Origin of the sequence: Furfurilactobacillus milii (assembly GCF_009863985.1) — a bacterium.
Lineage (GTDB): Bacteria > Bacillota > Bacilli > Lactobacillales > Lactobacillaceae > Furfurilactobacillus > Furfurilactobacillus milii_A.
Genome location: NZ_WEZT01000020.1, coordinates 27,758 through 51,052 on the forward strand (window position 1 = coordinate 27,758; position 23,295 = coordinate 51,052).

A 23,295-nucleotide genomic window follows, 5' to 3' on the forward strand; every position below is an offset into this window, starting at 1 on the left:
GTAAGTAATACTTGAGGGGGCGACGCAACGTGGAAATTCGGTTAGCGCGGGTCAGCGATGTTCCGGTAATTGCCAGGATTCACGTTGACAGTTGGCAACAAACATACTCAGGTTTGTTGCCACGCAAAGTGATCGATCAGCATTCATATCCGGACCGTTTGGCTCTGTGGGAAAAGATTTATCAGTCAGACCGCACGTTAGTTGCCATTGATGAGCACAGCGGGCGTTTGTTAGGCTTCATTACTGGTGGACCGCAACGTTCGCATCCGGAGATGACAGATTATCCAGGCGAAATTTACGGCTTATATGTCGATCCTAAATTAGAGCATCATGGTATCGGGACGCGATTGTTTTATAGCAAACGGGCGGAACTGCTAAATGAACGTTTGCTACCGTTTACCATTGATTGTCTCAGCAGCAACGTTCCGGCGCTCGGATTTTACCAGTCTCATGGTGGCGAGTTGTTGAAGTCGGGGACGTACGTAGCTAACGGTTGCGATTTTGAAACACAAGTCCTGACGTTTAACATGCGCGTGTTGGGCTTGGACTGATTGACTTCTGCTTCGAAAAAGGAAAGAACCAAAGCAATGTGATTTTTCACTTGTCTTGGTTCTTTCCTTTTATTTTTGGCTTAAAAATAATAATACCGTCCATTTCCTGAATGCCAAGATTGAACGGTACTGATCTCATATCTAAATTAAATTAAGTAAATCATGTGGCTTATCTAGCACCTCTTCACTGTCGCGAATGAGTTTTTGATCCTTGGGGCCGCCCCAAGTAGCTAAGGCAAATGCTAGGCCAGCGGCGTGGGCTGCTTGTAGATCGTAAATGGTATCGCCGACATAAATAGTTTGTGTCGGGTCGAGTTTCATTTTGTGAATGATGGCAAACAAGGAGTCTGGCGCCGGTTTACCGCGTTCCACTTCGTCAGCAGTAACGTGATCATCCATGTATTGATCTAGCGGAAAGTTTTCGACAAGGTCGCGTTGATACTCTGGTGCGGCCTTAGATGTCACGATAGCGGTCTTTAGACGCGGATTTTCATGTAATTGTGCAAGCGCGGACGTAATTCCTGGGTAGACACGCATGGTATCATATGTATCCTTTGTGTACGTTTGCCACGTATCAAGTAGTCCATCGATTTCGTTATCAGGAATGCCAATTTCTTGTAAGGCAATTTTGCCAGTTGTGCCAAACGTTGGAGAGAGTTGGTCATAGTCGAATTGGCGGCCGCTGGCGGCTAGTGCACGCTGCATGGACAACATGTACATTTTCTCGGAATCAATCAGTGTACCATCCACATCAAACACAAAGTTTTGCATAAATAATCCTCCATACCAGAATATAAACGGAATTTACCATCATTATAGCAGACTGATGTTTTTGACAGCATTTTCTAGTCCCGTCCACTGTTGTGAAAACCTGACTGGGTGAGTTAAAATGGCAGTTAAGTAATTAAAAATGTACTGGAAGGATTGAGTAAACACATGAAATGGGATAAAGCTTGTACGACCGTTTTAGTTGGGAAAAAGGCGTCCGTTGATGGCTCCGTAATGGTAGCACGTAACGACGACACATTCTTGCCAATCACACCACAAAAGTTTGAAATGAAACCAGCTGCTAATGGGCGCCATGAGGAATTAGCATCTACTCAGAATGGTTTTAAGGCACCACTACCAGAAAGTGGTTATCGTTATCAAGCAACACCAAACGTGGACGTTCAAAGCGAAGGTATCTATGACGAAAGTGGCTTCAATGAGAAGAATGTTGCCATGTCCGCTACTGAAAGTGTTTACGCCAACGAAAAAGTTTTAGCTTATGACCCATTATTGCCTGATGGCATGGCCGAAGATACTATGCAAACAATGGTCCTGCCATTTATCAACTCCGCTAAAGAAGGGGTTGAGTATTTAGGCAAGTTGGTTGCCAAGTACGGCTCACCAGAAGGTAACGGGGTTATCTTCGCTGATAAAAACGATATTTGGTACATGGAAATCGTTACTGGTCATCACTGGGTTGCATCACGAATTCCTGATGATGCTTACGTTGTTGCTGCTAACCAGGTAGGTCAGGAACAAATTGATTTCGATGACCCAGACAACTTTATGTGGTCTGACGGTATTCGCGAGTTTGTCGACGAACATCACTTGAACCCTGATAAGACCGGTTGGAACTTCCGTCACATTTTTGGAACGGACACCGAAAAGGACCGTTACTACAACACACCACGGGTTTGGTTTGCACAACGCTACCTCAACCCAGAAATCGAACAGGATCCAGAATCCAGTGATTTGCCATTCATCAATCATGCCAATCGGTTGATCAGTGTTGAAGATATTGAGTATATCGAAGGCTCACACTACAACGAAACGAAGTATGATCCACTCGGTCATGGTTCTGATGAAGACAAACTACGTTACCGGGCAATTTCATTGAACCGGACACAGCAAAGTCACGTTTTGCAAATCCGTAACGATGTGCCAGAAGCATTGTCTGCCGTTATGTGGATTTGTATCGGTATTCCTGCCTTTACGCCATATTTGCCATTCTATGCCAATGCAACGGATACGGACCCTAGTTATAGCAACACATCCATGACTTACAACGTCAAGGATGCTTATTGGATGTACCGGACAGTTTCCATGCTGACAGAAAGTCACTACAGTCACTTTGTTCAAGACGATGTTGACTATCTTAAAGACTGCCATGAAGAGTTACGTCGCTTGATCGACGGGATTGACAAAGAAGCACAGGCTAAGGGCTTGACTGGCGATGCTTTGACAGCCTATCTGACAGAGCAAAACCACCACATCGTTGATGTCATGCGTGACAAGACGATGGCCATCATCGGTCACTTTGTCACTGAAGGACTCAACCGTTCCAAACTGACATTTGATTTTGACATTAACTTGTAGAATTGTGAATAGATTTAAAATGACCCACATACTGGCGTTTGCTAGCATGTGGGTCATTTTGTTTGAACCAGCGATCACATAAAATGACTGTTGCTTATAGGGACAAGACTTTGTGGAGATCGATCAAAAATGGTCAGTATTACAAAATTTGTGTATAAAACGTTTATTATTAGTCGAAAATATCCATTTTTTATTTCTAGGTGTCCCTAATTTACTTCTGGAATTCAGTTTGCTATGTTAGTTGCATGGAGGACGTGGAACTGGTCGAACTCTGGTTGGTTGAAATGTTGGTTGCTGTGTGATGAAGGTTGCAGGAGGATGCGGAACGATGGCTGGGGAGAAGGATATTCGTTTTATGAGCGAGGATGAACTAAAGCAACATTGGCGGGAATATGCGAGTGCGCACGAGGATGAGTTCCTAAATCCGATATTTTCAGGTGTTAGGTAGAAGAAAAACAAGTGGGCAATATTGACGGCTGGAGCGCCAGGATCTGGAAAGTCAGAAGTGATTGATAGTATTTATGGTCCAGTAATGCAGGATTTTGTGCACATAGATGCCGACGATTTTAGAAAGTTTTTTCCGAAATATAATGGTGCTAATGCGGCTGACTATCAGAAAGGTGCGACGAAGTTAGTTGACAGGGCGTTTAGAAGGGCCTTGAATGAAAATCAGTCGTTTATTCTTGAAGGTACATTCAACTCCCAAAGCTCAGCTAGTAATATTAAGCGTGCGTTGAATCATGATTATTCTGTTAGGATAGTCTATACTTACCTTGAACCTGAAATTGATTGGCGGTTTGTTGTTCAACGGGCTATAAAAACAGGTCGCCAAGTTCCCCAAGCGGCATTTATTAGTGGTTTCCTCAATATTCCACAAAATATCTCTCAGATTTTGGAGAAATATGGAGATCGAATAGAAATAGAGATGTACGCAGGTTTGGGACATCAACAACATATTTATCGTGGCGTGGAAGCTGTGATAGAACACTTGCCAAATGATATTTCGAGAGACAGGCTGGAGGCAATAGTCAATGGAAACTAAAGATCAGAAGTTTATGCGTGAACTAGTTGAAAAGTATCATAACAATTCGGATGAATTTGAAGATAATGCTACTGATGAAGAGAAAGAGGCGTACATTCAGGCCGGTGCAAGAGAACGTAGCAGAAAAATTTTAGACGTGCTTTATCCAAACAAAAATGAAAAAGAAGCCTAGTTGTTATTAATTAATGTGGCTCTAAAAAAAAGAAGGAAACAAGCTGATGATCGCACAAGGCCTGTCTCCTTCTTTTTACTAATGAATGTTATTTATGCCACAGCTTCTTTTTTCAGAATTCGAATCATGTTGCAGACAAAACCGAATTCATTGTCGAACCAAGTGTGCGTCTTAACAACTTGGAAGTCACCATTTGAAGTAACTTCGGTCTGTGTTGGGTCAAAGACCGCACCGTGGGTGTCACCGATGATATCGCTAGAAACGATTTCATCTTCGTTCCAACCAAACGCGGGGTTGTTTTCTGTGTAAGGTTTGATGGCTGCATTAACTTCATCAACGGTTACCTTTTTATCCAAAACAGAAACGAGTTCACAAACAGAGCCGTCAATGACAGCAACCCGTTGAGCGTGACCATTTAGCCGACCTTCAAGTTCAGGAATAACTAGGCCAATTGCACTCGCAGCACCAGTTGAATGAGGAATGGTGTTCGATGATGCAGTCCGGTTTGGTCGGAAGTTTTTGCCCTTAGGACCGTCTAGCAGATTCTGTGAGCTGGTGAAGGCGTGAATTGCGGTGATTGTCCCAACTTCCAGGCCAAATTCTTTGTTCAGGAAGTAAGCCATTGGTGCCAAGGCGTTAGTGGTACAAGAACCGACAGACACGATTTGGTCATCATGAGCAACCAAGTCGTCGTTAACCCCTTCAACAAGGGTTTTGATTGGTCCAGCTGGTGCAGAAATGACTACTTTCTTGGCACCGGCATCTAAATGTGCTTGCGACTTATCCTTCGATGTATAGAAGCCTGTACATTCAAGGACGATATCGACACCATCGTTTGCAACCCAAGGAATTTGCGTGGCATTGCGTTCAGCGTAAACCCGAATCTTCTTGCCGTTAACAACTAATGAATCATCGGTGGAGCTAACGTCGGCATCAAAAATACCAAAGGTTGAATCGTATTTAAGTAGGTATGCCAGCATTGCTGGACTCGTCAAATCATTAATGGCGACCACATTTAAATCAGGATCGTTAAGCGCCAACATCCGCCGGAAGGAGTCCCGACCAATGCGTCCAAAACCGTTAATACCAATATTTGCCATAAGTGTAACCTCCTAAGCTAAGCACATGTTAGTAAATCTTTTTCACTACGACGCAAGGTTAACAAATTTTCGAGGATTACGCTGTTTTTTGTACTTTGTGGGTATGCGTCGTCATATTCTCTACCGATAAATTCGTTAGTTTGATTTCATTACAGTATTTATATTAAAGTCGTGGCACTCAGCAGTGCATAACTTGGATTAAATACAATGAATGTTTGGGGTTGATTTTGTGTGAGCTGAAAGGCGTCAAAATGAAATGTAAGCCGTGGTGAAAGACTTCGGTTTTCAGAAGACTCGAACCAGTTCCACGGTAGTATTCAATTTTGGCAACCGTAAGCGTCCTCAATCATCCAACATTGCGGTGCAAACCTTTATGCGAAAGTCATGGTAAACGGTATAATTAAAAATGACGTTGGCTGTTACGAATTTCCACTACGTAGCGGTCACACATGCACGTTTGGGTTTATTATTATTTTTACTATGTAGATTGATCAATGAGGTGAAAAAATGAGTCAAGAAATACCAGAAAACATGCATGAGGTCGTTTTAAAGGTGCAAGAATTAAACGAAACACGCCATGGTGCTGATGTTGTGACTGAAGAGGAAGTAATGAAAGATGCCGTTCATGACACGTTGCAGTATTGGGCCGACTATTTGCTTGATGGGCACTACGATGACGTGCTCTGGGATGGCGAAGATCTTGTCATTGAAGATATTATGGGCAAACGGGTTGGCCGTGTGAAGCCGATGAGCGCCACATTTGCTAATGATTATCGGCAAAGTCCAGAAGGCACTTTATTCCGTTTGGAAAACGAAGCCAACAAAATTATTGCGCAGCGGTAATCCTAGTTGAACCACAAAAGATAAATGGAATGGCGTATAATTAGAGTATTCTAATGTAATCGAGGGGAAATTATGGCCGAAATAACACGACTTTATCAGAAATTCCAACCAAGTCACTACAACTTATTTATTGATGTTGAACGTGATACAAAGAAAATCAGTGGGACATCTACCATTACCGGGGATGCCAAGACCACGGACATTCAAGTTAATCAAAAGGGCATGACCATTGCCAGTGTAAAAGCAGATGGACAAGACGTTCCATTTACTACTGATGATGACGCCGAAGCAATCAACATTACGTTATCTAAGACTGGTGAAGTAACGGTTGCAATTGAGTACTCGGCACCACTAACTGACAGCATGATGGGCATTTACCCGTCATACTACGAGTTAAACGGTGAAAAGAAGCAAATCATCGGAACTCAGTTTGAAACAACGTTTGCTCGTCAGGCTTTCCCATCTGTCGATGAACCAGAAGCCAAGGCTACCTTTGACTTAGCATTGAAGTTTGACGAACAGCCTGGTGAAACAGTGCTGGCTAATATGCCAGAAGTACGTACTGAAAATGGTGTGCACTACTTCGACACGACTGTTCGGATGTCGACGTATCTGATTGCCTTTGCTTTTGGTGATTTGCAAAGCAAGCAAACAACCACGAAGAGTGGCGTGAAGGTCGGTGTGTTCGCAACCAAGGCCCACAAGGCTAACGAACTGGACTTTGCGTTGGACATTGCCAAACGCTCAATTGAATTCTACGAAGACTTCTACCAAACACCATATCCACTGCCACATTCATGGCAATTGGCATTGCCTGATTTCTCGGCCGGTGCGATGGAAAACTGGGGCTTAGTTACATACCGTGAAGCCTACCTAGTATTGGATCCAGATAACACCTCATTACGGATGAAGCAACTGGTTGCGACTGTTGTTGCGCATGAGCTGGCCCATCAATGGTTCGGTGATCTCGTAACCATGAAGTGGTGGGATGACCTATGGTTGAACGAAAGTTTTGCCAACATGATGGAATATGTGGCCGTTGATGCCTTAGAACCAGATTGGCACGTTTGGGAAATGTTCCAAACATCCGATGTTCCTGGTGCTTTAGGTCGTGATGCGACGGATGGTGTTCAGCCTGTTCACGTGCAGGTTAACAATCCGGCCGAAATCGATTCATTGTTTGACGCAGATATCGTTTATGCCAAGGGTGCACGGATGTTGGTTATGGTGCGGGCACTGCTCGGTGATGACAAGTTACGTGCTGGCCTAAAGGCTTACTTCGCTGCACATCATTACAGCAACGCTACTGGTGCTGACTTATGGTCAGCCTTGGGTGAGGCCTCTGGCATGGATGTTGGCGCAATCATGAACTCATGGTTGGAACAGCCAGGTTACCCAGTGGTTAACGCCGCTGTGGTTGATGGCAAACTGACATTGTCTCAGAAACAATTCTTTGTTGGTGATGGTAAGGATGCCGGTCGTGAATGGCAGATTCCGTTGAACGGTAATTTCAGAGAAACACCAACCATCATGAAAGATAAGCAGGTTGTCTTAGGCGATTACGATGCTTTACGTCAATCAAACGGAAAACCATTCCGTTTGAACGTTGGCAATAACTCTCACTTCATTGTGGAATACGATGACACCTTGATGCAGGATATTTTAGCTCATAAAGATGAGTTAGACAGTATTGATGAGTTGCAATTGTTGCAAGACATGCGGATGTTGGCCGATGGTCGACAACTGTCATATGCAGCAATCGTGCCATTGCTGACACAGTTTGCTGACAGTAAATCAACAATCGTCAACACTGCTTTATACACGGTTGCAGGCAACTTACGTAAATTTACGTTGCCTGACACACCAGAAGAAACGCAATTGCGTCAATTGTATGGCAAACTGAGTTCAAAGCAGGTTGCTCGTTTGGGTTGGGAAGCCAAGGCTGGTGAGTCCAATGATGACCAGATGACACGGCCAATTGTTTTGGGTGCCTCAATGTTTGCTAAGAACGCTGATTCAATTGCGGCTGCTCACGACTTATACCAAGCTAACGCGGACAAGTTGGAAACGTTGAACGCAACTTTACGTCCATACATTTTGATCAATGAAATGCGTGAGTTTGGTAGTGAGGAACTTTTCAACAAATTCTTAACGGCTTATCAGAAGACTTCTGACGCCAGCTACAAGACGTCTCTGTTAGAAGGAATCACAGCAACTAAAGACGCTGCTTTGGTGAAGAAGACCATTGCACAGTTTGAAAATGCTGATGTCATTAAGCCACAAGACCTTCGCGGTTGGTACTATGAACTATTGTTGAACAAAGATGGTCAGCAAGCTGCGTGGGACTGGATTCGTGACGAATGGTCATGGCTTGAAAAGACTGTTGGTGGCGATATGGAATTTGCAACGTTTATCACACGGACTGCTGATGTCTTCAAGACACCAGAACGCTTGGCCGAATTCAAAGCATTCTTCGAACCAAAACTCAACACACCTGGTTTAACCCGTGAAATCCAAATGGATACTAAGGTTATCGAAAGTCGGGTTGCACTGATTGAAGCTGAACAAGCCAAAGTTAATGCTGCAGTTGCGGAAGCTGCAAAGTAAATTTAAAAGTTTTTGAATTAAAAGGCTGCTCAGAGTCTCATAACTCTGGGCAGCCCTTTTTTTATTCAGTCTCACGTTGATCGTATGCACGTTTGGATTTATAACCAGCTTTGAACACTGTTTTCATGGTGGCGATGTGGGCTTCTTTTGTTGCTTCCGATTTAACATCGAAAATGTAGCGCGCCCATTCGCGTTGATAACCTGGTGTCAATTTTCTAAAGAAGGTTTGCATCTCTCGGTCATTTGCTAACAAATTTGCTACTTCAGGAACGTTCGTTTCAAAATCATCTAGCGTTTTATTCTTTTCTGCCATGATTCAAGACTTCCTTTCAGTCAGTGTTGCTGGGTCGTAGATACCAATATCAGCAACTGTCACAATACCGCCAAAACGACGGCCATTATCGGTTGCCAAACCAAGTTTGTTATAACTCATCGTCACTGTTTCTGTGGCTTCAACAACGGTGCCCATTACTTGGCCGTTGTCTGTACCGAGGCCAGTGGGCATGTCAACCGCCATGACGTTAGCTTTGGCGCCGTTAATAGCGTCGACCACGTCAGCAAACTTACCAGTAACGTCACGTGAGAGACCGACGCCAAAGATGGCATCTACGATTGTTGTGTAATTTGCCATGTCGGGTTGATCGGTGACAACGGGGATGTTGTAGTGATCAGCAATGGTCAGTTGTTGTTGCGTCTGTTCAGAAGCATGGTCACGATTACCGAGCAACCAAATCGTCACTGGGATGTGATTTAGGTGCAGCAATCTGGCAACGGCTACGCCATCACCGCCGTTGTTACCGGTGCCAGCAACCACTAACACACTTTTTAGATCAAAACTGGTACTGTTTACGATTTGATGGGCGACGGCAAGCGCCGCCCGTTCCATCAGAACCATTGAAGGGACACCAATTTGATTCATCGTGTAAGCGTCAAATGCCTGTGATTGTGCTGCCGTAATGTACGTTGTTGCCATAATGAGATACGCTTCCTTAATCAAAGAATTATTGAACGCTCGTGAAGGTGTGGAATAGGTCAGCGACGGTGGCGTCGGCAGTTCGCAGGAGATTGTCGTTCACCCCTGGCCGTGGGCTGGCTGTTGTAAACCAGTGCCTGCCTTCTGTCGGGACGCCCCAAAAGTAAAGACCTGTTCGATGCTGGCCATTACTATCAATGAGTTCATTACGACTCATGTCGACATCAATGCCACCAGGTTCAAAGGTGCTTCCATCTTCCATAGTAACGCGTTCTGGTCGGCCCAGTCCTTCTTTGATCAGATTTTGGATTAGTGGGTTCAGTGTATGGCTGGCGGACACTGCAGGTAGCCGGGCCTCAACCAGCCAACTGGCTTCGTAGCGTTCCTCAGGTTTCACCTTTGACCATGTGGCAAACTGATGGGTTTGTGCATCTGCTTCAGCCATCATGCTGGGTCCGAGAAGTGTCACAATACCGGATTGAATCAACGCTCGCAGTTCTGCAATGCGAGTTTCAGGTGGCCCAACAGATAGATACGAATTTTCATTGTTAAATTGACCGAGGAATGTGTTGCGGTAATCTTCTGGTCGCAACAGCTGGTTATCAACGACTTTACGAACCACATCTCGCAGATCACGAAACATTTCCAGCGCGGAAGTGAGTGGACCTGTTTTGGTGCCTAGCAACGCCGCTTCAACGTCCGTCTGTAAATAGTCGGCCATGGTTTCCGGCTTGTCACTGTTAGCGACAAACTCAGCTGGATTTAACAGTTGATTCCAATTGAGATAGTCGCTTTCAACAATGGGAGAGCGGAACACAATCGCTGATGGTTCCTTAGCGGCCACAAATTCACGCAAGAACTCATCAGCATCCACCTGTGGATACTTCAAAGCGAGCAAACGTTGATAATAAACGTATTCCGCCTCGTGGTGAAATTGTTCGATAAAGCGAGAGCCAATTAAGGATCCGGTCGTTTGATAGTGTGAAAACCAATCAGGAGTTAAAAAATGTGGTCGATCCAGCTCACCATAGCCTTTTTCATTACGTCCCTTAGCTCTCAGTGGAAAGCCGCGGCGTGAACCGGCAATAATGTGAGGTTCGATGCCAGATGGGTGGTAAGTGAGTTCGCCATCTTGAGCTTGATTGAAATGACCGCCAAGACCTTGCGTGAGCATTGTTACGGCATCAAAGAAACTTAGTCCTAACCCGCGCAAAATAACATTTTCGCCAGCTTTTAAATCAGTGAAATTGTATTCTTGTGGCTGTGTCGGTGCTGTGTAGTGCAAGTCGTTTTCGTCGGCAAAGTTTAACAGTGCCTGTTGTTCATCAGTAAGTTCATCCTCGTAATGACCCAGAGCCATGATGACAGCGTCCGTTTGGAAACGATCCGATGCCGTCTTTAACAGGTAGCGATGCGTTGCGTCAATATGACGAATTGACACCACTTGCTCTTTTTTAAGAGTCAGTGAAACTGAGTCAGGCAAACGTTGTTGTAAATAGTTATAGAACCAGCGTTGATAAGCACCAAAGAGGCTACGGGATGCGTAGCCGTTGTGCACTAATGCTGCCGCTTCATTGAGTAAGTCAGCTCGGTTGGGTAATTGGTGTCCAAACAGAAAAGCTGGTGCTTGTTTATGTGCCCATTCATATAAGTTTGGTCCTTTAACGATGGGCCCTTCCATTTGGACACTCTCGTCAGTGAATAATGTGATGTAATCTGGGTTCGTGTTCATAAGCAATTCGTGGGGTTGACCAACAGGCCACACGCGGCCGCCGATACCATATGGATCGATAAACGTTAAGTTCAGGTGGTCATACTGTTTTGTTTGACGCTGCCATTCAATTAAGCGTTCAGCGGCTACCAGTCCGCGGGGTCCAGCCCCAATTAAGTCAATGTCCATAGTTCTGCCTCCAACACAATAAAGTAACTGCCATTAGTATATTTCTTCGTGGGTGAAAGTGCATGGATTTATCATTAGAGCGATTTCAAACTTTTGTATCAATTGGGATGTAGGATGTGGATCTAAATGCCGCTTACGGTTGTCAATATTGACACGCTCGCCGTGGGACCGGTTCGACTCTCCTGAGGACCGGAGTTTCTCACCTCGCCGCAAAACCCCGTGGAAACCCGGGTCTTTACGACCGTCCGTGTTGTAAATCCGAATGGTTCTCTCGGATTAACAACACCTTCACGGCTCGGTATCAATATTGACGCCCTTCAGCTCACTTAGTGATTTCGTGATGACAGTATCGATAGGTTATCAGCAGGGGAATAAAAATAAGTTTCTAGTCATCCTCATAGCAGATAATATTGTACTTTTAGCCATTGTTTGTTGAGTCAAAAAAGGCCGTCCCGATTGGACGACCTTTTTACTGTAACTGTCTTTAAAATTAGTCTTTAAAATTTTTAACTTCGTCAATGAACCACTTGTTAAAGGCAGCAGCGTCCACGTCGACACAGACACTGGCGTTAGTCTTACCATCGTGATAGGCACCACGGACATCAGCAACCGTTTCACCGTTTGCTGGGCCATCTGTCACAACATCAACCCAGTAATCTTTGGTTGTGTAGGCTTCAGGGTGCAAGAGGTAGAAGATGGTGTTGGCATCATGAACGGCGGTCCCGTTTTCGTTGTGATCGAAGTCATGACTGATGATTTCGTGCAACATGTGACCGGCGCGGCCAAACTTGTCGATGGTTTCCAATGTTTCGTCGGTAATCAAGGCCTTCATGGTAACGTCCAAACCAACCATCACAATTGGCACACCAGAATCGTACATGATTTTGGCAGCATGTGGGTCAGTGAAGACGTTGAATTCTGCGGCACTGGTCATGTTACCGTGACCTAACGAACCACCCATGGCGATGATTTTTTCAATGTGATCCTTAACTTCTGGGTATTGGATAAACAATAGCGCAATGTTTGTGTATGAACCCGTTGGCACAAGGATAATCTTTTCATCGCTAGCCATGATGGCATCGTGCAAAGCTTCTACGGCGGACTTGTCGATTGCTTTGTCAGTTGGTTCAGGGAAGTCGTATCCGGCCATTCCTGAAGCACCGTGGATGCGGGCGGCATCTTCAAATTCTTTAATCAATGGTGTTTTGGCACCACCTGCAACAGGAACGTGTTTGCCATAGAAGTTATCGATGGTCAGTGCGTTTTTCGTCGTTTTATCAACCGTAACATTACCGGCCACAGCAGTGATGAGTTGTAGGTCGATTTGTGGGTCGTTTAAAGCCATTGATAAAGCAGCTGCGTCATCAATACCTGGGTCAGTGTCCATAATTACTTTGTAAGTCATAATATGATTCCTCCAGTATATTCTTCCGTGGCGTAACGCTCACTGACGCTACCGACGGTTCTCTTTCATCATACTAAAAAATCGATCAAAAAGAAAACGCTTTCGCACATTATGAACATTTTCTAATGAATGGAGACGCTTGCTGACCAAATGTGTTGATTAAGTTGCAGTTTAATTGAAAGTTGCTACGTTTGTGGTTGTACAAGGTTCTACCCGAAAAGGTATAATGGTAAAGCAAACAAAAACTTTAGGAGGCGGCAACTATCGAACGCATATTACCAATTAAGAATGGGCACAACTTTCGGGACTTGGGTGGTTATCAGACAAATGATGGTCGCACGACTGCTTGGCAGCGCGTTGTTCGGTCAGCTAAGTTAAACACACTTGATCGAGCGGATCTTCAAGTACTCTCTGACTATGGTGTTCACACCATTCTTGATTTTCGAACGAACAAAGAATTGCTTAGCGCACCGGATCGTGTTCCCGGCGGCGCCAAGGATTACCATACGCCAATCTTGGCTGTTGATGATACGCGTAGTTCCGCCTCGCGTGAAGAATTACGCGATGACTTGAGTGAACCGGGGTACGGTCATCGTCAAATGGTCCAAACGTACCATGAGATGGTTGCTGACGACTTCTCACAAAATGCCTACCGCATGTTCTTTGATTACTTATTAGCCAATCAAAGTGGCGCCGTTCTGTTTCACTGTACGGCAGGAAAAGACCGAACTGGTTTAGGGGCGATTATGTTGCTGTCTGCCTTAGACGTTCCTCAGCAAACGATTCTAGAAGATTATTTGCTGACTCGGTTGGCCTCAAAAGCAATGCTTGCAGAAAATCAGCAACGTTTGGAAGACGAAGGGGCATCACAGGCGGTAAAGGATAACGTGACTGCCTTGTGGACCGTTAGCGAAGATTACTTCGACGCTGCCATGGAAGAAGTCAAGACTCAGTCGGGTGACATGAAACATTACCTAACTGATAAGATCGGACTGACGCCAGATAAAATTGATATGCTAAAACAACTGTATTTGAAATAAGTGGTGAGGACGGCATTGAAGCCGTCTTTTTTAATTTGAAGATAAAACGAACCATCTAATTGCTCCCTAATTGCTCCAAATTTAAAAAGCATTCAGTTAAAAAAGCTGTTAGCGTAGATTTCAGCAGGTTTGGCTGTGTATAGGTGGAAGCATAAAATTGTGTTTAGATATCTAACAAATGTAAGCGTTGAATGATGTTTGATAGATTGTAAAATTAATCCGAACGCTGTTCGGACAAAAAAGATCAGCTTCCTTTAAAATGGTGTTTACCACAAACCCATCTTTTAGGAGCTGATCTAATTAATCAGAGACCACTTAAAATACTTGACTGGCAAACACCTTATCAGATCATGCTGACAAATTTGTCCAAAAATTCGGATTAAATTTGCAATCTACCGTTTACACAAAATTGGTCACTTTAGCAAGTTGTAGGGCGTCGACATTGATACTGAGCCGTGAAGGTGTTGTTAATCCGAATGGTTCTTTCGGATTAACAACACGGACGGTCGCATAGACTCGGAACTTCACGAGGCTGTGCGGCGAGGTGAAAGACCGTGATCTTCGGGCTTGAACCGGTCCCACGGTGAGTGTGTCAATGTCAACAACCGCAGGGCATTGTTCAACTTTGATTGGAATTAAAATATTTATTCAAATAAAGCAGGACCGCAGATGCTTATCGCACCCACAGTCCTGCTTTATTTGAATCAAAAATGATATGTGTTGTTGGTCAACAAAAACGTTAGTCAATGACTACTCGTGGTTGATCGATTGTTAGAATACTGGTTTCAGCATCGGCATTGAGGTAGGCTTTGGTCAACTCTTTTAAGTCAGCCAACGCTGCTTCCAATGCGTCTTTTCGTTCTGGATTGACACATTCTAAGCATAAAAAGGCATTGCTTGTGTCTTCAGTAAGCATGGTTCGTTCACCATCGCGCCAGTTCCAGCAGCGGCAGATGATACCAGCGTCATCTTTGTACACCACTTCGCCTGGCAGCGCAGGTTCTTCGTCATCTTCACCTAGTGGGTGGAAAGGTTCACCACCATCGGCCACGGTCAGTTTGATATCACCAACCATGGCATCGATGTTTTCACCACCACAGGGGAGAGCATGACGCAGTGAAATCACGTTATACAGATCAACTAGTGGGTTGATGCTGCTAACTGGTTTGCCCTGTTGAGCGCGTTTGAGCAGGTTTTCAATGGATGAACGCGCCCCTTTTTTCGTTTTGAACTTGCGGTAGGCCTCCCGCCAATCGGCAACCACACCGTTTTGAGCGATGGGTGTTTCAGGAACTAACTGTTGTGCTTGTTGATTAGCGTCATCCAGCACAGCTTAAGGGAACTCGCCGTGATTGTCGAAGTTGTGCAACGTGGCGATGCCAATCGTGTATCGGGAAACAGGTTCCAGAATGCGGGTTCAATTTCAAAAGCTTTAGACATAAAATGGCCTCCTCAGAATTTTTGCGTCACCTAAGATTGTAACGCAGGCTGAGTGGCCAGTGCACGAGTGATTTCGCAAACGAAACAGACAAAGGACTTTTTTGAAAGTTAACGGGAAACGACGGAAATGTGTTCGTTGATATGTTGATGATTCTGAATTTCATCGACGAATGCAATCGCATAATCAGCGTAACTGACTTCACACAAACCTGCAGCATTATAGCTGCGAAAATCAGTTCCCAATTGATAGTGACCGGTGCGAGGTGCTCGAAAGACAAATTTTTCTGCTGGTGAAATATAAGTCCAATCAACGCCATCGCTAGCCCGCAGAAGTTTGAGGACGTCATTTAAACTATTTGCTGAATTTTTGGCAGCTTCTGGGAATCCTGGCTCGTCAAACAACCGTTGTGAGCGTTCAGCATCCGTGTATAAACAACTGGAACTGCCCACGACCATCAACCGAACGCTGGATTGCTTCGTGATTTCAATTAAATGTTTGATCAAGGCTGGATATAAACGACTACTATCATTTAATTTACCTGTGCCAAACGCGCAAACGAGCACGTCCAAATCTTCAATATCATCACTGGTTAATAACGTAGGTTCAATCTCCAACACCTCTGCATCTGAAGATACTCGACGGTGGTCACGCAAGATGACCTCAACATCAATGTCTCGTGACTGCGCTTCCTGTAAGATAACGTTTCCAGTTCGGTTTGTGGCTCCGATAATGCCAATTTTCATAATTTTAAATTACTCCTCGTTTACAATTTGTGTGGCCGTGATGGTCTACTGCACTCTAGCAACAGTATAATGAAAGTAGCGTAACATTACCAAAGAATCCAAGCTTGAATTGTATGGAGGGTCTAAGAATGACAGAAAAATATGAATGGCGAAAAGCCGAGCGCGTCATTTATCCAACCATGAAACGACCAACAATTACGACCATCCCGGCGCAAACGTTTATTACCTTAACTGGGCAAGGGGATCCAAACACCGCACCATTTGGCGATAAGGTAGCTGCACTGTATGCAATCAGTTACGCCATTAAAATGGCACCCAAGAAGAACATTGTCTTTCCTGGTGCGTTTGATTACACTGTTTATCCACTTGAGGGACGCTGGACGCTGCCAGGGGGCTATAACCAACCAACAATTGATAAAACGCAATTGCTGTATACGATTATGATCAAACAACCAGCCTTCGTGGACGAACAGGTGTTAACACAAGCAAAAACGATGGTTAAAGAGAAGGTGCCCGCTGAACTGTTGGCTGCGATGAAACTCACAACGGTTGCTGAAGGTCTCGTGGGGATGTTGTTACACATTGGTTCGTTTGACACTGAACAGGAAGATTTTGAGCGACTCGACTATTTTCTTCACAATGAAGGTTATGAACGCACAGAAAAGGCGCACAAAGAGATTTACCTGACTGACTTTCGGCGGGTGGCCGAAGACAAACGGAAAACCTTATTGCGCGTCAAAATTGCCAAGAATCAACAATTACAAGACCTACTTTAATTCGCGACCGCGTAGTACGTGAGACAAACGCAGTGAGGTCAACAACGCCAGGACAATCATGATGAACGATACAACAAATGAGACGCGAAGGCCGTAGTAAAATGCGTCTGGATGCGCCGGCAAATAAGTCGTGACATGATAGCCCATGAAGTGACTCATTGCCCCAAATAAGGTCGTGGTTGCGGCCGCAGTGCCCGTGACCATGCCTAAGTTACGGGCTAGCGAATTGATGCTGCCCGCGATGCCAAGTTCAGATTTATCGACAACTGACATGACGATATCACCGTTTGGCGACTGAAACAGACCAGTTCCCAATCCCATGATAATTGTGATCACAATGTACTGCCAAATTGGAGTAGTGCCGTTCAAAAGCAAAACGAAGCCTAATTGCGACAGTGCAATAATGGCAAGCCCACTGCTGGCAACAGTCGCCTGTGACAGCTTGTCCGCCAGAAAACCGCCAATTGGTCCGGCGATAACCAGCGTGATTGGGAAGACCATCAGTAAAATTCCGGCTTGCCCAGGTGTAAACCGACGAGCGTTTTCCAGGTAAAATGGCATAAGGACGACGCTAAAAAAGTTTGACAAGAAAATCAGGACGGCAGCACTCACACCTAGTGTAAACGGCCGGTTACTGAAAATGTGCAGTGACATCATGGGTGCTGGTGTGCGCCGTTCTCGTCGAAGAAAAATCACGATAGCGATTAGTGCCAAGACAAAACCAATAATTGGTATGGCAGCGGTGAAGCCAACTTGTTGGCCGATGAATACACCGCCGAACAGACCGATAATGAAGATTGACCAACTAATCAAGCCAAACCAGTCAATCTCACCACCTGGCCGTGATTCGGTTTTTGGCAGTGCAAAAGCACCGATTATAATGGCAACTAAGCCGATTGGAACGTTGATCCAGAAAATATCATGCCAGGATCCCGTCGCTAAGATGAGTCCGCCTAGCGCTGGGCCGGCGACCGAACCAAGCGCGACAAATGTGCCAACAAATCCCATCGCCCGGCCACGCCGGTTGATATCAAACGTACTAGTTACAATGCCGTATGTGTTGGAAAGGGTTAAGGCACCACCAAATGCTTGGACAATGCGTGACAATAGTAGTAACCAAAATGTCGTGCTGACGGCTGCTAAAAGGGATCCAAGAACGAACACGCCAGTACCAATGCGGAAAATGCGCACTTTTCCATACATATCGCCAAGACGGCCAAAGAAAAGTAGTAACGCACACATGAAAATGAGGTAAAGTGAAACTACCCACTCTGCTTGGTTTAGAGGAATGTTCAATTGATGTCCCATAACGGGGATGGCGATATTAACGATGCTGGCGTCCAAATTGGACATAAATGCGAAAATGCCAATAGCGACGAGCACCCACCAGTTATTGGTTGCTGCATTGATGGCTTGTTTTTGCATCATAAACGCCTCCATTACTATTACTATATTGAGAGTATTGTAAACGTGAACTAAAAAAATAGGTGAAATTTGTCCTTGGAGGTGTTGCAATGAAAAAATGGTCTGTAAGCCAAACAATTAGTATTCTGACAGGCGTTACAGTGGCAATGATGATTGGCTTAATAGTCCTTCGACGATTGTTTGGTCAGTTTATGGATAAGACGGCGTGGGAGTTAAGCGTCGAGCTGATTGCCGTGATCGCCATCGTGACTATGAATAAATACTGGCTCCACGTGCCGTTATCTTACCGTTGGCAAACGCATGGGCTGTTTTGGAATGTTTGTTGGCTGGGATTACTCCTTGTTTTTATTAATGGTGGGGTATTTATTGGTAGTTATTTTGTTAATACAAAATTTGTACCCGGGATTGAAGCAGTTGTCATGTCGTTGCTCGTCGGTTTTTATGAAGAAAGTTTCTTTCGGGGCATTATTTTAGGGCAGCTCGTGCATAACTTTAAGGGCCGTCATCGCATTGTAAATGCCGTTTTGGTCAGCAGTGTGCTCTTTGGACTTATGCATGCCGGTCACTTTTTCGACAATTTCGGTCAAAGCGGAATTAACACAACGCTTCAGATAGGTTATGCCATTTGTTTAGGTGTGTATTTCTCTGCGGTGACACTGCGCACGGGTTCATTATTTTGGCCGATGGTGATGCATGCAACGTTTGATTTGCCGTCGTTCTACCTTGAGTTTGCGGAACACGCCAACATTCTTAGCGGCTCGATGTCAGGGGAAGAGTTGATGATTTCTCTGGTCAGTGACGCGGTTCATTATTTGCCAGTTCTGCTGATTGGATTGTGGTTGGTTCGGAAGTCGCAGTTGGCTGAGATTCACCATGCCAATCAAGCTTGGGTTAACTAGCTTCAACATTGTTTGATGACGTTTGCTGAAAAATAGAGGCTTAGATCTCGCTTACGGTTGTCAACATTGACACGCTTGCCGTGGGACCGGTTCAAGCCTCCAAAGTTCGGAGTCTTTCACCTCGCCGCACAGCCTCGTGAAGTTCCGAGTCTATGCGACCGTCCGTAACCTAAATTCGGGAAACCACCGAATTAACGTTACTTGCACGGTTCGGTATCAATGTTGACGCCCTCCAGCTAAATAGTAGCAAGTTTTCGTTACACAGAATAAAATTAAAAAAAGGGTATCCGAGAAGTGATTAGACTTCTTAGATACCTTTTTTGCGTACATTTAAACAGCAGGGATGGTTCAAATTAACGCAGGATCATAACGGAGATAGGTGAGTACTTTGCCATATAAGCGGCTTGAGAACCAAAGTACTTGCGAATTCCTTTTTTAGATAACGAACCAATGATCAGCAGGTCAGCGCTGACCTCAGGAATTACATTTTTGACGATTGTTTCACCAGGATCGCCTTCATCAACGATGACTTCAACGTTTTCTACGCCACCATCTTCGGCAATCTTTTTGTAACCTTGAACGTGGGCGACTAATTCATCATGTTCGCCATGAACATAGTCCTTAGTGAGTGCCTGATAGACGTTCATATCGTCACTTTCCAAAATGGAAGTGATAATCAATGTTGCGCCATCTTTAGCAGCGCGACGAACGGCGTATTTAAACGCAAGTTGGGCGTCAGCGGAGTCATCGACCCCGACTAAAATTCGTTTGAAAACTTTATCTACATCTTCTGACATGTCTATTCATTCTCCTCAAATTAGATTTGAAATCGACTACTTAGCTTCAGCAGTGGCATTGTTTTCTTCGGCTGCTGCGGCAAGTTGTGCTTCGTAACGTTTGTTGCCGTGGTAGAGATCAATGACCATCCATACGAGTAAAGCAACAATGGCAGCGATGACGATGTAAGCGACAATGTTAGCGATGTTGACGTCTTTTGCTGGGAAGAATGCTTGAATTTGAGCTGGCATATTGTAAATGTTTAACCCAATTAAAAGCAATACGGCGACCCAACCCGCAACTTGAGTGTACCAGTGGTTGGTGAATCGTTTGCCCATTTCTACTTTACTGTTAGTAAACATTAGTAATGGCAACATAGAGAAAGGCAGAGCGAAGGCTAGGAACACTTGAGAGTTATTCATTAAATCATTTAGTGCTTCGTGTTGGTGAACGGCTGATTGACCGCTAGTCAAACCAACACAGATTAAAACAGGAACAACTGAAATCAGTCGGGTAACTAAACGACGCATCCATAGTGGCATCTTCATGTGGATGAAACCTTCCATGATGACCTGACCAGTTAAGGTACCAGTGATGGTTGAGTTTTGACCAGAAGCTAACAGGGCGACAGCGAACAGTGTGGACAGGATTCCTGTCCGAGCAACACTGGCCAGCACACCATTACTCATGGTGGACGTGTCATTCAAAGCTTGGTACAAACCGAAGAATGAAGGGTCTTTAACAGCACCACTCTTGAATACGGCAACACCCATGACTAACAGCAATGCGTTAACGAAGAAAGCAACTGTTAATTGGATGTTTGAGTCCCACATGGTGAACCGAACTGTTTGTGCAACTTGGTTTTCATCGTTGTGATCCAGTTGACGTGTTTGGGAAATGGCTGAGTGCAAGTATAGGTTATGTGGCATAACCGTGGCACCGATAATCCCAAGTGAACCAGTCAATGGTGAAATACCACCAATTACGGGTCCTTTTGAAATGGTCTTGGCGCTAGGAATCAAGCCCACAATAGCAGCACCCCAGTCAGGGTTTGACAAGGCAACTTGATAAGCAAAGACGACGAAGATAACGACGATCAATGCGACAACGATTGCTTCAATTTTTCGGAAACCGATTTTAGTTAATAACAATAATAGCAAGACATCAAAAACGGTAATGAAAACTGAAATAACCAATGGAATATGGAATAAAAGATATAACGCGATTGCGGCACCAATAACTTCGGCAATATCCGTTGCCATAATGGCAAATTCTGTCATTAACCAAAGTACGATACCAAGTGCCTTACTAGTGCGGGCACGAATCATTTGTGCCAAGTCCATTTGACTCACGATACCCAGTTTAGCCGCCATGGCTTGTAACAACATTGCGATTAAACTTGATATCAAGATAATGGACATCAGCAGATACTGGAAGTTTTGCCCACCGGTGATAGAAGTTGACCAGTTACCGGGATCCATGTAACCCACGGCAACTAATGCACCAGGTCCAGAGTAGGCAAGCAGAGTTTTCCAGAATCCTTTTCCCATCGGAACTTTAACGGTACCGTTAATTTCTTCGAGCGAACGGCCGTTAGCATAATGAATCAAATGCTCTTTTTTCGGTTTTTTGCTTGTTGTGTCCAAAAGCAAATACCTCCTCACATAATTTTGGTACCCGAATATAATACAACATTTTTTTAGATTTGTGGACACTCAATTTAAAATTAGGTATATTATTTTTAAGGGATGGCTAAAATTAAATGAAAGGATGTGAAAGTCATTTTACTATCAAACAGAATTTTGCTAGCGGTTGATATCTTGGCACTATCGGGGCACAAAACAAGTGAGACGAACCTAGCACTATTTTTAGGGACGGATAACAATAGACTTGGAAAAGCGGTTTCATTATTGAAAAAGCGTCGTTTATTGAACGAAACTACGGGTAGGAAAATATATACATTAACTCAATTTGGTCATGATAAAGTTCGTGTATTACACAAACGATGCGATACGGTTGGTGCAATTATGCAACAGGTTCCTGAATCGATGATGTTAAATGGAGACGGTATGATGATAAAAGCGCCGCGCCTTTCATATTGGGGGCATAGATTGGATTATTTTCGAAGATAACGAGAAGCAACATTAAGTTTGATTGCGTAGGTCAGCTTATATAGGTTTAACCAGCCTGGGTTAAGCAAACAAACTTAGTGGAACTTTTACATCAGTGTAACTTAGTACAAATAATGTGAGTTCGTTTTGAACTGGTTCTTTCGCATTTGACGTACAGAAAGACAGATGATTATGGAAGAACATGAACGACCACTTACGGGTGGCAAATTTGCGTTTGTAACGCTGCTCAACATCTCAATTACGGTTGTTGAAATTATTGGCGGTTTATTGGCAGGCTCGTTGGCTTTGATCACAGATGCCATTCACAATTTTGGCGATTCCTTGTCCATTGTGTTGAGTTATTCAGCACAGCGGATTGGACAGCGCGACCAAGATGAGCGGGCGACGTTTGGCTATCATCGTGTTGAAATCTTAACAGCGTTTGTCAACAGCCTTGTACTGATTTTGATTTCCATCGTTTTGGTATGGGAGGGGATTCAACGACTACTACACCAACAACCAATCAATGGATCTGTCATGTTTTGGACCGCATTGGTTAGTTTTTGCTTTAATATGGGGTCCGCTGTGTTAATGCATGCAGATTCACGGGGAAGCTTGAATATTAAGGCCACGTATTTACATTTGTTGGCGGATGCATTGGCCTCAATTGCGGTAATTATTGGGTCCTTGATGGTGATGGCGTTTCACATTTATTGGATTGATGCAGCGTTAACCATTGCCGTGTCGCTTTACATTATTTATGAGACCCTTGGTGTTGTGAAACAAACGTCCAAAATTTTGCTGCAAAATGCGCCATTACTGGATTATGACGCCATTATTGAAGCAATGACGCAGGTGCCAGGAGTGGTCGATGTGCATCATCTTCACGCATGGATGGAAGACGAGAAGGATATCATCTTTTCCGCTCACGTGAATATTGAGCCTGACGCGATTGAAGACATCGAGTGGATTACTGCTCAAGAAACACAGTTGTTACAACAACGGTTCAATATTTGTCACGTAACCGTTCAAATTGAAATTAAGCATGGTTTAAACAGCGCTAGGTTTGCCAAACACGAAATGTTATAGCAATTGTTCCACAGTTAGAATTTAAGGGGTATTAAGA

At 44.4% G+C, this 23,295-nt stretch carries 22 protein-coding genes; 11 read left to right on the forward strand and 11 right to left on the reverse strand.

The annotated features are described in order from the left end of the window. The first annotated feature begins 29 nt into the window (after positions 1–29). Positions 30–551, forward strand: coding sequence for a GNAT family N-acetyltransferase (locus GB992_RS09355; protein ID WP_161002209.1), 522 nt, complete (start codon positions 30–32; stop codon positions 549–551). Between the two features lie 141 nt (positions 552–692). Here GB992_RS09355 and GB992_RS09360 read toward each other — a convergent pair whose 3' ends face one another. Then, a complete protein-coding gene (locus GB992_RS09360) occupies positions 693–1,322 on the reverse strand; it encodes an HAD family hydrolase (RefSeq protein WP_161002210.1) in 630 nt (209 codons plus the stop codon). Positions 1,323–1,487: 165 nt separating this feature from the next. Here GB992_RS09360 and GB992_RS09365 point away from each other — a divergent pair, with 165 nt between their 5' ends. From GB992_RS09365 to GB992_RS09375, 3 genes are all read left to right on the forward strand, one after another. Continuing rightward, positions 1,488–2,915, forward strand: coding sequence for a C69 family dipeptidase (locus GB992_RS09365; protein ID WP_161002211.1), 1,428 nt, complete (start codon positions 1,488–1,490; stop codon positions 2,913–2,915). 466 nt (positions 2,916–3,381) lie between these two features. Next, positions 3,382–3,957 (forward strand): zeta toxin family protein, encoded by a 576-nt coding sequence (locus GB992_RS09370; protein WP_347877385.1) that lies wholly within the window; start codon positions 3,382–3,384, stop codon positions 3,955–3,957. Continuing rightward, entirely contained in the window at positions 3,947–4,129 is a 183-nt protein-coding gene (locus tag GB992_RS09375) for a hypothetical protein (RefSeq protein WP_161002213.1), read from the forward strand. The genes GB992_RS09370 and GB992_RS09375 overlap by 11 nt, the downstream gene beginning before the upstream one ends. Before the next feature lie 92 nt (positions 4,130–4,221). Here the strand turns inward: GB992_RS09375 and gap are convergent, their stop codons facing one another. Further along, positions 4,222–5,229, reverse strand: coding sequence for a type I glyceraldehyde-3-phosphate dehydrogenase (gene gap, locus GB992_RS09380; protein ID WP_161002214.1), 1,008 nt, complete (start codon positions 5,227–5,229; stop codon positions 4,222–4,224). 507 nt (positions 5,230–5,736) lie between these two features. On the opposite strand from gap, the gene GB992_RS09385 reads away from it, so the two are divergent. After that, entirely contained in the window at positions 5,737–6,072 is a 336-nt protein-coding gene (locus tag GB992_RS09385; protein ID WP_161002215.1) for a hypothetical protein, read from the forward strand. Positions 6,073–6,144: 72 nt separating this feature from the next. Further along, positions 6,145–8,679, forward strand: coding sequence for a M1 family metallopeptidase (locus GB992_RS09390; RefSeq protein ID WP_161002216.1), 2,535 nt, complete (start codon positions 6,145–6,147; stop codon positions 8,677–8,679). Between the two features lie 61 nt (positions 8,680–8,740). Here GB992_RS09390 and GB992_RS09395 read toward each other — a convergent pair whose 3' ends face one another. The 4 genes from GB992_RS09395 to rihC form a co-directional block, all read right to left on the reverse strand. Further along, on the reverse strand, positions 8,741–8,992 hold the full coding sequence (locus tag GB992_RS09395) for a YdeI/OmpD-associated family protein (RefSeq protein ID WP_161002217.1): 252 nt from the start codon (positions 8,990–8,992) through the stop codon (positions 8,741–8,743). 3 nt (positions 8,993–8,995) lie between these two features. After that, positions 8,996–9,652 carry an NAD(P)H-hydrate epimerase gene (locus tag GB992_RS09400; protein WP_161002218.1) on the reverse strand — a complete coding sequence of 219 codons (657 nt, stop codon included), beginning with the start codon at positions 9,650–9,652 and terminating at the stop codon, positions 8,996–8,998. A 28-nt stretch (positions 9,653–9,680) separates the two neighbouring features. Continuing rightward, the gene (locus tag GB992_RS09405; RefSeq protein WP_161002219.1) at positions 9,681–11,552 is read right to left on the reverse strand and encodes an FAD/NAD(P)-binding protein; all 1,872 of its coding nucleotides are present in this window, start codon (positions 11,550–11,552) and stop codon (positions 9,681–9,683) included. A gap of 490 nt (positions 11,553–12,042) precedes the next feature. Beyond that, positions 12,043–12,957 (reverse strand): ribonucleoside hydrolase RihC, encoded by a 915-nt coding sequence (gene rihC / locus GB992_RS09410; RefSeq protein ID WP_161002220.1) that lies wholly within the window; start codon positions 12,955–12,957, stop codon positions 12,043–12,045. A gap of 281 nt (positions 12,958–13,238) precedes the next feature. On the opposite strand from rihC, the gene GB992_RS09415 reads away from it, so the two are divergent. Further along, positions 13,239–13,997, forward strand: a complete 759-nt coding sequence (locus GB992_RS09415) for a tyrosine-protein phosphatase (RefSeq protein WP_347877386.1) — start codon at positions 13,239–13,241, stop codon at positions 13,995–13,997. Positions 13,998–14,736: 739 nt separating this feature from the next. Here GB992_RS09415 and GB992_RS09420 read toward each other — a convergent pair. Beyond that, positions 14,737–15,327 (reverse strand): B3/B4 domain-containing protein, encoded by a 591-nt coding sequence (locus GB992_RS09420; RefSeq protein WP_347877383.1) that lies wholly within the window; start codon positions 15,325–15,327, stop codon positions 14,737–14,739. Positions 15,328–15,545: 218 nt separating this feature from the next. Then, positions 15,546–16,181 carry an NAD(P)-dependent oxidoreductase gene (locus GB992_RS09425; protein ID WP_161002222.1) on the reverse strand — a complete coding sequence of 212 codons (636 nt, stop codon included), beginning with the start codon at positions 16,179–16,181 and terminating at the stop codon, positions 15,546–15,548. Between the two features lie 128 nt (positions 16,182–16,309). Between GB992_RS09425 and GB992_RS09430 the strand changes: the two genes are divergently transcribed. Continuing rightward, positions 16,310–16,957, forward strand: a complete 648-nt coding sequence (locus GB992_RS09430) for a GyrI-like domain-containing protein (protein WP_161002223.1) — start codon at positions 16,310–16,312, stop codon at positions 16,955–16,957. On the opposite strand, the gene GB992_RS09435 is transcribed toward GB992_RS09430, so the two are convergent. Continuing rightward, positions 16,949–18,385 carry an MFS transporter gene (locus GB992_RS09435; RefSeq protein ID WP_347877384.1) on the reverse strand — a complete coding sequence of 479 codons (1,437 nt, stop codon included), beginning with the start codon at positions 18,383–18,385 and terminating at the stop codon, positions 16,949–16,951. The genes GB992_RS09430 and GB992_RS09435 overlap by 9 nt on opposite strands. Before the next feature lie 86 nt (positions 18,386–18,471). Here GB992_RS09435 and GB992_RS09440 point away from each other — a divergent pair, with 86 nt between their 5' ends. Further along, positions 18,472–19,281 carry a CPBP family intramembrane glutamic endopeptidase gene (locus GB992_RS09440; RefSeq protein WP_161002224.1) on the forward strand — a complete coding sequence of 270 codons (810 nt, stop codon included), beginning with the start codon at positions 18,472–18,474 and terminating at the stop codon, positions 19,279–19,281. A gap of 353 nt (positions 19,282–19,634) precedes the next feature. On the opposite strand, the gene GB992_RS09445 is transcribed toward GB992_RS09440, so the two are convergent. Both GB992_RS09445 and GB992_RS09450 read right to left on the reverse strand, forming a co-directional pair. Next, positions 19,635–20,078, reverse strand: a complete 444-nt coding sequence (locus tag GB992_RS09445) for a universal stress protein (protein ID WP_017260771.1) — start codon at positions 20,076–20,078, stop codon at positions 19,635–19,637. Between the two features lie 36 nt (positions 20,079–20,114). Then, positions 20,115–21,704: an Nramp family divalent metal transporter gene (locus tag GB992_RS09450; RefSeq protein WP_161002225.1), complete on the reverse strand. Its 1,590-nt coding sequence runs from the start codon at positions 21,702–21,704 to the stop codon at positions 20,115–20,117. Positions 21,705–21,830: 126 nt separating this feature from the next. Between GB992_RS09450 and GB992_RS09455 the strand changes: the two genes are divergently transcribed. Together GB992_RS09455 and GB992_RS09460 are read left to right on the forward strand one after the other, a co-directional pair. Beyond that, the gene (locus GB992_RS09455) at positions 21,831–22,190 is read left to right on the forward strand and encodes a hypothetical protein (protein WP_161002226.1); all 360 of its coding nucleotides are present in this window, start codon (positions 21,831–21,833) and stop codon (positions 22,188–22,190) included. A gap of 171 nt (positions 22,191–22,361) precedes the next feature. After that, positions 22,362–23,258 carry a cation diffusion facilitator family transporter gene (locus tag GB992_RS09460; protein WP_161002227.1) on the forward strand — a complete coding sequence of 299 codons (897 nt, stop codon included), beginning with the start codon at positions 22,362–22,364 and terminating at the stop codon, positions 23,256–23,258. Positions 23,259–23,295: the final 37 nt, after the last annotated feature.